14 protein-coding genes and 1 tRNA gene are annotated in these 13,628 nt (G+C 40.6%); 6 read left to right on the forward strand and 9 right to left on the reverse strand.

The window, feature by feature from the left end; all coding sequences use genetic code 11:
* Positions 1 to 324 precede the first annotated feature (324 nt).
* Positions 325 to 1,263 carry a porin gene (locus QNM18_RS26905; RefSeq protein ID WP_211010936.1) on the reverse strand — a complete coding sequence of 313 codons (939 nt, stop codon included), beginning with the start codon at positions 1,261 to 1,263 and terminating at the stop codon, positions 325 to 327.
* Positions 1,264 to 1,428: 165 nt separating this feature from the next.
* Positions 1,429 to 2,277 (reverse strand): LysR family transcriptional regulator, encoded by an 849-nt coding sequence (locus tag QNM18_RS26910; RefSeq protein WP_284138929.1) that lies wholly within the window; start codon positions 2,275 to 2,277, stop codon positions 1,429 to 1,431.
* Between the two features lie 84 nt (positions 2,278 to 2,361).
* On the opposite strand from QNM18_RS26910, the gene QNM18_RS26915 reads away from it, so the two are divergent.
* Together QNM18_RS26915 and QNM18_RS26920 are read left to right on the forward strand one after the other, a co-directional pair.
* Complete coding sequence (locus QNM18_RS26915) at positions 2,362 to 2,736, forward strand: MaoP family protein (protein ID WP_211010940.1); 375 nt, start codon at positions 2,362 to 2,364, stop codon at positions 2,734 to 2,736.
* Between the two features lie 178 nt (positions 2,737 to 2,914).
* Complete coding sequence (locus QNM18_RS26920) at positions 2,915 to 4,150, forward strand: response regulator (protein ID WP_211010942.1); 1,236 nt, start codon at positions 2,915 to 2,917, stop codon at positions 4,148 to 4,150.
* Between the two features lie 37 nt (positions 4,151 to 4,187).
* Here QNM18_RS26920 and rarD read toward each other — a convergent pair whose 3' ends face one another.
* On the reverse strand, positions 4,188 to 5,090 hold the full coding sequence (rarD, locus tag QNM18_RS26925) for an EamA family transporter RarD (protein ID WP_211010944.1): 903 nt from the start codon (positions 5,088 to 5,090) through the stop codon (positions 4,188 to 4,190).
* Between the two features lie 257 nt (positions 5,091 to 5,347).
* Here rarD and recQ point away from each other — a divergent pair, with 257 nt between their 5' ends.
* The 3 genes from recQ to QNM18_RS26940 all read left to right on the forward strand — a co-directional run bounded on the left by recQ (position 5,348) and on the right by QNM18_RS26940 (position 9,248).
* Complete coding sequence (recQ, locus tag QNM18_RS26930; protein WP_417714873.1) at positions 5,348 to 7,171, forward strand: DNA helicase RecQ; 1,824 nt, start codon at positions 5,348 to 5,350, stop codon at positions 7,169 to 7,171.
* 12 nt (positions 7,172 to 7,183) lie between these two features.
* Positions 7,184 to 7,483, forward strand: coding sequence for a DUF3630 family protein (locus QNM18_RS26935; RefSeq protein ID WP_211010948.1), 300 nt, complete (start codon positions 7,184 to 7,186; stop codon positions 7,481 to 7,483).
* A 70-nt stretch (positions 7,484 to 7,553) separates the two neighbouring features.
* Positions 7,554 to 9,248, forward strand: a complete 1,695-nt coding sequence (locus QNM18_RS26940) for a BamA/TamA family outer membrane protein (RefSeq protein ID WP_211010949.1) — start codon at positions 7,554 to 7,556, stop codon at positions 9,246 to 9,248.
* Positions 9,249 to 9,279: 31 nt separating this feature from the next.
* Here the strand turns inward: QNM18_RS26940 and QNM18_RS26945 are convergent.
* Positions 9,280 to 9,354, reverse strand: a tRNA-Arg gene (locus QNM18_RS26945).
* A 210-nt stretch (positions 9,355 to 9,564) separates the two neighbouring features.
* Between QNM18_RS26945 and QNM18_RS26950 the strand changes: the two genes are divergently transcribed.
* On the forward strand, positions 9,565 to 9,747 hold the full coding sequence (locus tag QNM18_RS26950; protein ID WP_023399936.1) for a helix-turn-helix domain-containing protein: 183 nt from the start codon (positions 9,565 to 9,567) through the stop codon (positions 9,745 to 9,747).
* Between the two features lie 29 nt (positions 9,748 to 9,776).
* Here QNM18_RS26950 and QNM18_RS26955 read toward each other — a convergent pair whose 3' ends face one another.
* The 5 genes from QNM18_RS26955 to QNM18_RS26975 form a co-directional block, all read right to left on the reverse strand.
* Positions 9,777 to 10,625: a phosphotransferase gene (locus QNM18_RS26955; RefSeq protein ID WP_284138931.1), complete on the reverse strand. Its 849-nt coding sequence runs from the start codon at positions 10,623 to 10,625 to the stop codon at positions 9,777 to 9,779.
* Entirely contained in the window at positions 10,579 to 11,199 is a 621-nt protein-coding gene (gene pnuC / locus QNM18_RS26960; RefSeq protein ID WP_211010953.1) for a nicotinamide riboside transporter PnuC, read from the reverse strand. The genes QNM18_RS26955 and pnuC overlap by 47 nt, the downstream gene beginning before the upstream one ends.
* Entirely contained in the window at positions 11,199 to 11,453 is a 255-nt protein-coding gene (locus QNM18_RS26965) for a YkoF family thiamine/hydroxymethylpyrimidine-binding protein (RefSeq protein WP_211010955.1), read from the reverse strand. Before QNM18_RS26965 ends, pnuC begins: the two co-directional genes overlap by 1 nt.
* Before the next feature lie 77 nt (positions 11,454 to 11,530).
* On the reverse strand, positions 11,531 to 12,031 hold the full coding sequence (locus QNM18_RS26970) for a nuclear transport factor 2 family protein (protein WP_247687383.1): 501 nt from the start codon (positions 12,029 to 12,031) through the stop codon (positions 11,531 to 11,533).
* A gap of 69 nt (positions 12,032 to 12,100) precedes the next feature.
* Positions 12,101 to 13,474, reverse strand: a complete 1,374-nt coding sequence (locus tag QNM18_RS26975) for a Gfo/Idh/MocA family protein (protein WP_284138932.1) — start codon at positions 13,472 to 13,474, stop codon at positions 12,101 to 12,103.
* Positions 13,475 to 13,628: the final 154 nt, after the last annotated feature.

Here is a 13,628-nt window from a genome sequence, read left to right on the forward strand (position 1 = left end):
CAAAGTGGAGCGCCATATTAACCGCTTCACTTTTAAAGTCAACTAGAAAATTTAATTTTTCTTAATTAAGCTTTCAGTTTGGCTTTAACCTTCACTTTGGTTTGCGTTTTTGTTTGCGTCCGCCGTGTCAGTGGGTGCGCATTATAGGGAGATTTAAGATTGGCGCAAGCGTTTTTTTACAGGAAAGTAGGAAACACAGCTTAAACGCTCAAAAATCACGCAAACCCGTACAGCAAGCTCAAAAAAAGGACAAAAAAAGCCTGCTTTTTATATTTCAAAAAAGCAGGCTTACTTAATTCTTACTTATTCTAATGTATTTTTTGATTAGAATTTATATTCAATACCTAGTCCTAGGTAATCTTCTTCAGTGCCAGCATCTTCATCAACAGATGAGTAGAAAGCGTAAAGCTTTGCTGCTTTTGCAAGCTTATGGTCAATACCAATGCTGATACCGTCCACATCTTTTGACGCTGCGGCATCAAAGTCAATCATTTGATATTGCACTTTAAGTGTATTCGCACCAAAACTATAAGCTGCGTTTAACAAGAAACCATCAGCAGTACCTGTTCCATCAACTTTTTCTTGCTTTTGGTACATAGCACCTAACTTCAAGCTGTCTGTTGCTTTGTATTGGCCTGAAAAACGTAGTGCGTCATAACCTTTTACTTCACTATCACCTGCAAGCGCCAAATAGAATTTGGACTTTTTAAGTTTCGCGTCGCCGTAAGTAACCGCACCAGAATATCCATTTTCGCCGTCTGTTGCATCTTCAGCGATAAAAGTACCTAACACTTTAAAGCCGTTATAGCTAGCTGATTTAAACGAAAGAGAATCACCTAAGCGGTTTTCACCTTTCCAGATATTTTTAATATCAGCTTCTAAATCATTAAATAGGTCCATTTTGCCTTGAGACTGTTTAAATGCAGTGTCATTGCGGCCAATTACCACTTCACCGAATTTACCTTTCAGACCTACATACTGATTACGAGCAGTGATGTTGTCATCGTCACCTTTCGAATCAGCGTCTGAAACGTCTACTTGAAATTCTAACTTGTATATAACCTCAAGTCCTGAATTTAGCTTTTCAGAACCTTTAAAACCAAAACGTGAAGCATTGCTTTTAACTTCAGTAAATGAACCGTCACCTTCGTCAGAAGATTGTACAGAAAGGTTAGCTTTACCATATACATCAACATCGGCATGAGCATTCAAAGAGAGACCACTTAGAATCGAGAGTAGTAATGCTGATTTGGTTAGTTTCATGTGTATTTCCTCAATATCGCAACACGTAATTTTTTAGACAGGCGCAGTCTGCCAGCTATAAGTGACAGAAATATTACACACAAAATAAAAATGACATTTAATTGAAACTGAAATTTCAGCTTTGTGTCATAAATAGGTAATCATAATTAAAACAACATTTTTAAATTACTCTGCAAAAGAGGCCAATAGATTTACGACAGTTTCTATATGCTCTAACTGCTCATTCCCTTTATGATATGCTACAAACACTTCCCGAAAGCTTCGCGAAACGGTACCAACAAGAAACAACTTTCGTTCTTCTATTAGGTCCGCAGCTAACATTTTAGGTAGGTAAGCTGAACCACCACATTGTAAAATAAGCTCCAAGGCAATACGCCCAGTATTAGTACGAAAATAAGGCGGCCCCGCTCCTTCACATTGCTTTGCATGCCATAGCGAAAAAGAGGTTCCCCAATCTACATAAATATACTGTTTGCCAAAAAAGTCATCTCTATTTGTATAATTAAAAGTACTGACTGGAATTATAGACAAATTTTTAACTTGTCTAACGATTAATTCATCAACCTTGGGCGGATCAAAAAGTACAGCAATATCCAGTGTGCGCTCCAACAAAAGTCTGACACTCTCTTGATGAGCTTTTACTTCAGCTACCAGTGATACCTCTGGCATTGATGAAATAACTTGATTAATGCCGAAATGCAAATATGCATCCCAAATATTTGGCGTTCCCGCCAATGAAAGCTGCTGTTGCCGATTACTAGCCAAAGCGACATCTAATCGTGCTCTTTGCATTGCGGTCAATAGCATTTTGGCATGGGGAAGTAATCGCTCTCCGGCAGCGGTTAGTTGAATATTGTTTCGCTGTCGAGTGAATAGACTTACCCCTAGGTTTTGTTCCAACTGCCGGATCCTAAAACTCACAGCAGACTGAGTGATGTATAAGTTTTCTGCTGCCCGACCAAAATGACGAGTTTTTGAAACTTCAACAAAAGTTTTTAATAGTTCTTTGTCCATCACCCTACCTTTCAATAAAAAATATTCGTTTAAAAAAGCAGCGTCGTTAGTTCATACTTTTCCAAACAATGTGAGGAAACCATCATGGATATGACTATAGCCGAACTAAAAGAAGCTTTTGCTGCATCTAAGCCTTTTTATGATGATGCAAACTTCCCCCGAGGATTCTCTCGAAGTGGACACTTTACGTTACTTGAATCGGAGCTCTTGCAGCAGCATGGTAAGCTTCTGTCGAGTTTATACAAACAAGAGAGTCCGCCATCCAACTCCTTTCAACAGCAATTTGTTGATACCTTCACCCAACATACCCCCCCCTCCAATCAGATGGAAAAAATATGGGCAAAGTACTTAGATTTGACCACTCGGAAACACAAAACCCACACATTAAGCAGTCAAAAGCCATTTACAAAAAGCCATAATGTTGCCGAGCAACCTGAAGTGGAAGTCAGTTTGGACTAATACTTTATATTTAACGTCAACCCGCTCTTTTTCCGTTAAACGTACACCTGTAGGCGGGTTGACGTTGTCAATAGGGATATTAAGCAGAGAATTGCCCTAGTGAATCTTATAATCATCATTGCTTTTTTCATGCTTTCAGTTAAAACTGAAGTAAAGAAAAGCTGTTAAGGTTGAGCATGTGTTGAGAAAGGTGCTAATAATAGAAGACACTCCAACTATCGCAAAAGTCCAGAAACACATTGCCAGCTCTGTCGGCTACGATGTTGACGTTGCAACCACTTTAGAGAGCGCAAAGCGACTGATAAACGATCACAATTATTTTTGTGCTGTGGTGGATTTTGTTTTGCCTGATGCTTCAAACGGGGAGGCTATCCCATATACGGTTAAAGCCAATATTCCAACAATAGTTATGACAGGTAACCTTGAATCAAGCACTCGAGATACTGTAGATAAATACCCTGTTATTGACTACATCACCAAAGAAAACAAACAAGCTTACCAGTATTTGAAAAGACAGTTACAGCGCCTGCCACGCAATGAGCAGGTTAAAGTCCTAGTTGTCGACGATTCTGCTGCTACAAGGCGACATATTAGTTCCTTATTACAGCGCCATAAATATCAAGTGTACGTCGCCGAGGATGGGATAAAAGCCCTCGCTGCTCTAAACGAAAACCCTGACATTGATGTCATCATAACTGACAACGAAATGCCCAACATGCGTGGAGAAGAGCTCTGCGCAGAGATTAGGCGCTTGTATAGTAACGACGATAAAGCCATTATTGGTATTTCTGGTACAGACAATGCCTATTTGTCCGCCAGATTTTTGAAAAGCGGTGCCAACGATTACTTACGTAAACCTTTTAACCCTGAAGAGTTTTATTGTCGTTTAAGTCAAAACGTAGATATGTTGGAAAATATCGCCACCATTAGACGCCAAGCGAATACCGACTATTTAACACAACTCCCTAATAGACGATATTTCTTTGAGCACGCAAGCAAGCAGCTCACGATGAATAGTAGGCAAAATCATGGCTGTATGCTCGCGATGATCGATATCGACTTTTTCAAAAAAATCAACGACCAGCATGGCCATGATGCCGGTGATAAAGTACTCCAATCAATTGGAGAGTGTTTCGAAAAGTTTTTTGAGCATGATCTTTATGCCAGATTGGGTGGGGAAGAGTTTGCTGTTTTATTTCGATCTCAAGATAGAGAAAAGAACGCACAGCAATTAGAGCACTTTAGACTCTATTTAGAGAAAAATAGTAGTTCACTGACGCCTTACCACATCCCGTTTACGGTTTCTATCGGGGTTGCAGACAAGGGGATCGAAAGTATAGATCCGCTAATTAAAATCGCTGACGAAAACCTCTATAAAGCAAAGGAATCAGGGCGCAATCAAATCGCCTTCTGACCGCTTTGAGGCAGAAGGCTATGGTAACTACAATAACTTAATGGGCGTTCACTAACTTAGATTGACTCGCTTTCCAAGAGTCAATACTGAATAAAATGAGCGCTCCCCAAATAAAGGCAAAAGTGACAGCTCGTTCAATGTCAAATGATTCTCCATAAAAGGTTACTGCCAACATGAACATTAAACTTGGCCCGATATATTGGAAAAACCCCAAAGTTGAATAGGGTAACCTTTTCGCTGCAGCAGTAAAGCTCAGTAATGGTAAGGTGGTCACAACACCAGCGGCAATTAACAACACATTTAAGTCGATGTCATTCAATAGCATATTACTGGTTGGGCTAGGTGTCATCATCAACCAATAGGCACCTGCCAATGGTAACAAAATAACAGATTCTATCAGTAAGCCTGGTAAAGACTCGACAGCCATTTTCTTTCTCAGCAATCCATAAATTGCAAACGAACAAGCGAGCGATAGCGCAATATACGGAAATGATCCAAAACTAATTAATTGAATTACTACCCCAGTAGAAGCCAGTAAAACAGCTATTTTTTGGCCTTTACGAAGCGTTTCAGATAAAAATAACATTCCCAAAAGAACATTAAGTAGCGGGTTAATATAATAACCTAGACTCGCATCAAGCATATATCCATTGTTTACGGCCCAGATAAACAAACCCCAATTGAAACCTAATAGTAATGCAGTGACCACTAACATCATTAAAAGTTTAGGGTTCACCAAGATTGCATAAACTTTACGCCAATTGTTTCGTAGCGCGATCACAACAACAACAAACACAACAGACCAAACGACTCGATGCACCAAAATTTCCAGCGCTTCAACTTGCTCTATCGACTTGAAATAAATTGGTGCCAAGCCCCACATAATAAAAGCAAGTATGGCATATATATAGCCTTGCCTCGCCTTAGTATCCCCAGCCATTTCACTCCCCTATTCACCCAGATGCGAAGAAGGCGAGCATTATACAGATATAATACTGCATCTCCATTTTGCTACGCTATTGCAATAAACCATCAGCATTGCAATGTTTACAATAGTGTATCGAACTGCTGCCACCAATGCTTCTGCTGTACAATACCATTGTAATTAATGACTCTTTGCCAACATTGACTAAAACTCCTTCAACTCGCATTAAGAATAATCATTAAAGGAAGACAATTACATCAAAACCCTCTAAAATGCGCGCAATGGACACACTTGCAACTCAACAATCATTGACTCCCCAATCAGTACTAAAAGAATTTTTTGGTTACACAACTTTTCGCGCGGGACAACAGGATGCGATAGAAGCATGCCTTGCTGGCCGTGATAGTTTAGTGTTGCTGCCCACAGGTGGCGGGAAGTCTTTATGCTACCAAGTTCCGGCGCTGATGTTACAAGGTGTCACAATCGTAGTGTCGCCATTAATCTCTTTAATGCAGGATCAAGTCGCGCAATTGCAAGCTCAAGGAATTGCAGCTGAGTTTGTCAATAACAGCGTAGAGTGGCAACAACAACAACATATCTATCAGCGTTTACACAACGGCGAAATTAAAATGCTCTATGTTGCTCCTGAAAAGGTGTTGCAGAGAGAGTTTATCGATCGCCTTAGAAATTTGTCTCTATCATTATTTGCAATTGATGAAGCTCACTGTGTCTCGCACTGGGGTCATGACTTTAGACCACACTATTGTAGGCTGAGCGAACTCAAACAATTATTTCCTCATGTCCCTACAATAGCGCTTACAGCAACTGCTGATATGGCAACTCGCAATGACATTATTTCGCAACTCAACCTAAATGATCCATTCGTTCATACAGGCAGCTTCGATCGCCCAAATATACGCTATACCATTGAAGAGAAATTCAAACCGCTGTCACAGCTTATGCGGTATTTGAAAACACAAAAAGGCCAAAGCGGCATAATATACTGCTCTAGCCGTCGACGTGTTGATGAGATAGCCGAAAAGCTCTCTGAAGGTGGATTTAATGCAGCTGCCTACCACGCTGGTATGGACAATGAGCAGCGTCAGTTTGTACAAAATGCGTTTGCGCGTGATGACGTTCAAATTGTCGTCGCAACCGTGGCCTTTGGTATGGGGATCAATAAACCCAATGTCAGATTTGTATTGCATTATGACATTCCCAAAAGTATAGAGTCCTATTATCAGGAAACAGGTCGAGCGGGACGTGATGGGCTGGCCGCGGAAGCAATTATGTACTTTGACCCAGCGGACATTGGCCGAGTGAGACGCTTTTTCGAAGATATTACTGATGAGCAAAGACGTAAGGTAGAGCAGCAAAGATTTAATGCAATGGCAAACTTTGCGGAAGCTCAGACCTGCCGCCGACAAATTTTACTGAATTATTTTAGCGAATATCAGCGGGAGCCATGCGGCAACTGCGATATTTGTTTGAACCCTCCCAAGCACTTCGATGCGACTATCGTTGCACAAAAAGCACTGTCTTGCGTGTATCGCGCTGAGCAACGTTTTGGGCTTGGGTATATTGTCGATCTGCTGCGTGGTGCAAATACTGCACGCATTCGCGATAACCAACATCATAATTTAAGTACCTACGGTATAGGTAAAGATCAAAGCAATGAATACTGGCTGAGCGTGCTTAGACAGCTCATTCATCACGGCTTGTTGGCTCAAGATATTACTCAAGGTGCCACTTTAAAACTGACCGAAGCTGCACGTGCAGTACTTAAAGGTGAATATACATTAAATTTAGCTGAACCTAGATTGCAAGCAAGCCACGTATACCAAGATAAACTCGCACAGTTTAACTATGATCGGAAGCTATTTGCTAAGCTGCGCAGTTTACGCAAGGAGCTCGCAGATCAAGACGATGTGCCACCTTATGTCGTATTCAATGACAAAACACTGGCAGAAATGGCGCAACAAATGCCAACCGAAGACAGTGCTTTTCTTAAAGTATCTGGTGTCGGATTCACAAAATTGACCAAGTATGGTGCTCCTTTTATGCAGCTGATCCGCAATTATTTAGCAGCAGAATAAGCCGAGGAATCTATGACCAATATAAAATTACTGAGCGACAAAAGTACTTTACAAGTCATGCCCAGCGTATTTCCAGACAGCGATGAATTTCAATTATGGGGAAGTATATTTCTCTCGATGGACGCCCTTACCACGCTCGAATTTAACGAGGGGGCCGATCGCCACCAGTGGCGATTTAATTATGAACATCAGTCATTTTGCCTTAATTTCGAATACTATAGCGAGAGTATTTGGATCTCACCTGAAGGAGTTGAAGCTACACAGCTGATCCCAAACCTTCTGACTTACCTTAGATTAAATTTACAACAATAATATAGACTTGCCTAAGCATGTATGCCTAACATAAGCCATACTAATAATAATAGTAGCGTTAGGCATACACATGGTGATATCTAGGTTTTGCTTCTTTGTTTTTTTGGCCACATCAATTACTGGTGTTGTAGCACCTACTCATGCAAATGAGCAAACTATCGCTTCTAATAGTTGCTCAAATGCTTCCCACGATACTCATAACAGTTACAGTCAAGAATTAAGCACCGAACACACCTTGCCCAAAAAAAACGGCGGAAAAATAAGCGCTATTGAACTACACCAGCTCAATGTATTTGATACATCTTTGCCTGAAGAAGACAATGCGCTGTTTAGATTCGCCAATGAGGCACACATAACAACTAAACCAGAAGTCATTAAAAGTGTCTTATTATTTACTGAAAATACCGCCTACGATCCGCAATTATTAATTGAATCAGAGCGCTTGTTACGACAACAACCCTATTTGTACGATGCACGAATTTTCGCTGAAGAAAATTGCCATGGTGACGTTACAGTCACAGTCGTCACCCGAGACCTTTGGACCCTCCTACCTGATCTCAGCTTTAGTCGTAGCGGCGGGGAAAACTCAAGCCGCATAGGATTTCGCGAAAGCAACCTATTTGGGTATGGTAAGCGCCTCTCCCTCACACATATTGAAGATGCGGACAGAAGTGGCTATTTATTTGTTTATGACGACCCCAATATCTTATCTTCTCGATACCAAGGCCGAGTTGAATATTCAGATAATGACGATGGAGAGCGTCACTACATCGGCGTGGATTATCCATTTTTTTCGACTCGTACTCCTGTTAGCTATGGTTTCCTAAATTACGGTAATAAACGTATTGAGCCCCTTTATGAAAACGGTGAAACCGTATCAGAGTTTGAGCAAGACTCAGAAGTCACTCAGATTTATTACGGCATAGCAACAGCTCAAAAAGCAAACTGGACACGCAGAGTCATTGCCGGATATAGAGATCAGACGGAATCATTTCGTGAAGTAAAAGAAACAACTTTGCCCATTGCGCAACAACGAAAACTCAGCTATCCCTACGTGCAAGTACAGTGGCTAGAAACGGACTTTATCAAAGTCAAAAATTTTGACTCCATCTACAGAACAGAGGACCTGAATTTGGGATGGAATATCAACTCACAACTGGGTTACTCTAGCGATTCTATTAGCAATGATGACTCTAGATGGATATTTAATACGACTATCAGCAAGGCCCATTATACTTCAGAAAGAAGCCTGTTTCGGGTCAACTTTGCGTTCAATGGGTATTGGAATCTAGAAAAAGGTGAAAGTGAAAACCTAATTACACAATTAAACCTAGAGTATCACTTAGCTACTGGAAATTATCAATCTTGGTATTCTCAGCTCAATATTGCCCACGGTAAGCACTTGACCGAAGACAAGCAACTAACATTAGGTGGAGAAACCGGATTAAGAGGCTTTCCTGCAAGGTACTTGCAGGGTGATAGACGTATCGTGTTAAACCTAGAAAAGCGATACTATTGGGAATATGACTTACTACATTTGTTTAAAGTAGGTGGAGCCGCATATTTTGATATAGGTCGCGTAGATGGTAAAACCCTTTTCAGCGTAAACCATAAGTTTTATAAAAACCTCGGGTTTGGTATTCGCATGGCACCAAGTAGAGCTAACTCAGGTTTAGTATTGCATTTGGACTTGGCAGCACCAATCGACAAACCTAGCGGCGTGGACTCACTACAATGGCATTTTACTGTAAAAAACAAGTTTTAATTTGACAGGGAGCATATTCGTGGGGCTTTACTGGCGCTCTCGACAGGGATCGAACCTGTAACTTAGCTTCCGGAGAGCCACGTGATATCCATTTCACCACGAGAGCACAGCAATTTAAGCAGCCCCATAATAATCACATCTTAAATGAAATACCAGTCCAGTGACGTTTGTATGACTATTTATTAAACTAAGACGCGAAAAAACATCACTAACTAGACTAAAAGTCATATATTTAGCTATGATTAAAGTTCAAAAATAATAAATGTGTTTGGATTTTAGTAGCCAAGCTACCAACATCATCTTGAGGATTTGTATTATGACCCCTATGACCACTGAGCAAGTTGCTGAATTTTTAAGTGTAAAAGTGGAGCGTGTAAGGCGGCTAGCGAGAGAGAACTTGTTAGTTGCAAAGGAACATGATGAAAATGGAGAGCCTATATTTGACAAGGATGATGTTGAAAAATATAAAGAGTTAGCCAAAAGATTAGGCGGAATTTAAAATCATCACGCCTCGTAAAAATCACTCATTTACGAGGCATAAACCAAATTGTGCTGACGGCACCAAGGTTTAAACTGCTTTTCTAACATCTCCATTTCAGTATTGATATTTTTTTGTTTATACCAAGCAATACTAACCAGCAAATAAATACCTCGAAACACATCTAACTTATATATTGAGTTATCTGGATTTGGACTGCGCCGATAGAAAAAGTACCGTTCTAATAAAGCCTGTCTTTGTTTTTCGTTAAGTTGGTAGGAGCAGCAGATCGCTGCCAAATCAAAAAAGCTGTCGTTGTATTGCGCATATTCAAAATCAAGCATACGTACACCGTGAGGTGTGTTTAACACATTATCTTGAACCAAATCATTGTGACAAAAGCAAATATCAGATGGTAACGCTGACAGTTCATCAATCAAGTACTCTCCAAGCCAAGTTTGCTCTAGAAGTGAAGATGCCTCCAAGATCGCACCCTTTAAATTAAGCTGTGTTGACTTTTCAACAGACAAATTATGAATACCTGACAATAGCTTTGGAATTTGCTCTTCTAGACAGATTGGGGCTTGCACAGCAGTTAAAAACTCAAGCACTGCGACATTATCTACCCTATCCAAACATAAAATAGCCTGAGATACTTGCTGCTGCGCCAGTGCATTTTGAGCATTCAATGCAGTGACCGGCACGGCACCGTTAAACGCTTTCAACAAACAGGGTTTGGCGTCCAGCTTAAAATAGAAGTTATGGTTGCTTAGCCCCTTATCTAGCTTAGAAAGCTGTTCAATTTGGCTACCGGGAAATAGCCTTTGTAGCACATGCAATGCGCAGCTTAAATCAAAGCTGCGCAAGTGTTTTGCCTTCTCTGTTGCTATGCTCTTCATACCACTTCATATAACCCCAACACGCCATGAATGTATAAAAGATATATAACGCAAGTGTTGGGTAATAACCTTTTAAATAATACAGATACATAGATGCTGCATCGATCACTACCCAGTACAGCCAATTTTCAAGTACCTTTTTTGCAACTAAGTAAGTGGTCACAACCGCAAAACAAGTTGTGAAGCTATCCAAATATGGTAGATCGGCATGGGTATAATTGTCTGTCATATAACCCATAAACACGGCTACACAGGCAGTTATTAAAATGATTTTCATATGTTTGAAAAACGACCAAGATACAATCTTTGATTCAGTATTTTTTTGTCCTGATCGCCACATCCACCAACCAACAAACGCCATAACCAAATAATAAAAGTGTAGTAAGGACTCCATCAACAGCGCACCATTCCAATACATTATGGTATATATAAATGTGCTGAAAAAAGCGGCTGGCCAACACCAGATATTTTCTCGGATAGCCAACAATAGATAAAGAATCGAGAGTGCTACAGCCAAATACTCCCAACCAGACATAGCGGTAAAGCCTGCAAGGGTCTTAGTAATTAATTCCATTATGCCTCAGGGGATAAATCACCAGAAATAAACTTACAAACAAATACGCATTTTCCGTATTGTTCAAATGACGTTTTCATTTGAGATTGAATTACCGACATGACTAGATCAAACTCACCAAACACTTGAGTTGACATGGTATTAGTGATCACGGTTAACCCTTCATGTTCATTCAGCCTTTCAATAAAAGACTTTATGAAAGGGATATAGTCCGAATGAAGTGGGTACTTACTAATCTCCACAGAAAGCTGCATAAGATATTCCTAATTCTCAAATTTCAAAATAGTTGAAATGCAGTTTACATGTAATTGTGATATTTGGGTAAAATAACTTACTTGTCAGTGTTTAAGTTTGGCGCCTCTAACACAAAACTTCTCGGATAGTAATTGATCCAATCTTGTTGATAATAAATTAAACCAGCATCATTGAACTTTAATACGGTTGTAAATCGCCATGGCCCTAGTTGCTGACCGTTGTAAGAAAAAAGGTTAAACGTACCACGTAAAACAGCAGTACCTTGCTCTTGGGATATTATCGTTTGTTCAACCGAAAAGGTCTTGTTTGAGTCCAGGACGTGGACTTGTTCTGCATTCCAGTTGAAGAAGTCGCCTAACTGCTGTTTGGTTGTTGTTTTATACCCATACAACATGTCTTCTAGAACGACATCATCTGAATAAAACGCTAAAAATCGTTCAAAATCGGAACGTGCTTGATATACCTTGATATAGTTTTCGACTACTTCATTTAAGCTAAGCTCACTATCTTTTGTTTTTGTGCTAGTGCAACCTACTAAAATGACTATGAACATCAAGCTGACAAAAAACTTTTGCATTGTTTACCCTTAATAAGTCGTGTGACCCTATTTAAGCACAAAAAAAGCGCCCTTTGGCGCTTTTCTTAACTATGCTCCGACAATCCCTAATGGTTTAGCTGTTTGCCAATGGCCTCGGGTAAAATCAGGAATTGATACTGACTCGCTGCGATTGGCGACTGACTGAGCAGACAGTGGAGATATAACTGACCAAGCAGCCCCATCATATACATCTTGGTCTAGTGGCTCACCATTTCTCAAACAATAAATCATGCGCCAGAACATTAAAAAGTCCATACCACCATGCCCACCATTGCGTTCAGCCTCCTCTCCCATCTTCACCCACAACGGGTGATCATATTTTCCATACCAATAAGCCATATCTTCATCCCAATCATGAAATGAGCCTCTGCCACCTTGCTCCAACGCAATTCGATTTGGGAATCCTGCAAAAACACCATTAGTCCCTTGAATAAGGTTATGACGAGAATAAGGTCGCGGCGTTGTAGTATCATGTTGGACCACAATCGAACGTCCATTTACCGTTTTGATCATGGTCGTATTCATATCACCACAAATATAGTTCCATTGGTTACGTTGGTGCGCTTTTGGAAATTCCCTTTGCGCATAAGCAGCTCGTCCAAGTGCAGGAGAACTCATAGAGGTTAGGTAGTCAAATCTGTCACCACGGTTGATATTCATATACTGCGACACAGGTCCAAGGCCATGAGTTGGATATAGGTTGCCATCTCGTCTAGTATGCCATTCCGTCCGCCAAGATCCTGTTTTATGCTCTAGCTCTTTCATTTGCCAACGCAGCTCATGAATATACGCGGCTTCACCATGTAAAAGCTCACCAAACAGTCCTTGACGGACCATGTTCAGCACCATTAACTCATCACGACCATAGTTGACGTTTTCCATCATCATGCAGTTTTTCTGCGTACGCTCTGCAGTATCGACAATCTGCCACATTTCTTCTACAGTCAATGCAAGAGGCACTTCTACAAATGCATGCTTACCACTCTCCATGGTGTCGATGGCCATCGGTGCATGCCACTTCCATGGCGTAGAAATAATCACAATATCAATATCTTCACGTTCGAGCATTTCTTTATATGCAAGCTCTCCTGTCCCATACAGCGCTGGTTTTTTTAGCCCCTTGTCAGTGAGATATTTTGCAGAACGTTCCAAAACTTCATTGTGAGTATCACAAATAGCGACAATCTCAGCACCTTCAATATGACTCATGCGCTTCACATGTCCGTATCCTCGCTGACCTACACCAATAAATGCAACTCGGACTACATCCATTTTAGGCACCACAAGTCCGATCACAGACTTGCCTTTTGGATTCGAAGATAGTGCGCTAGTGCTATTCGGCTGCGCACAACCTGCAACCACACCTGCAGCTGCGGCTACGCCTGCTGCTTTTAAAAAATGTCTTCTGTTTATTTGTGTCATGAAGGATCCTAGATTAACACTTTATTCTAATTCTTAATTTCATTTTTATGCTTTCCCGTACAGCAGGAAGCCTGAAAAGAGTTATTTTTTCAAACTTCACTACTAATACTTGTTGTTATGACAACGCTATCGTAAGCAGCGCAGAGAATCAAAA

It is taken from the genome of Pseudoalteromonas obscura (assembly GCF_030135505.1).
GTDB classification, from domain to species: Bacteria; Pseudomonadota; Gammaproteobacteria; order Enterobacterales; family Alteromonadaceae; genus Pseudoalteromonas; species Pseudoalteromonas obscura.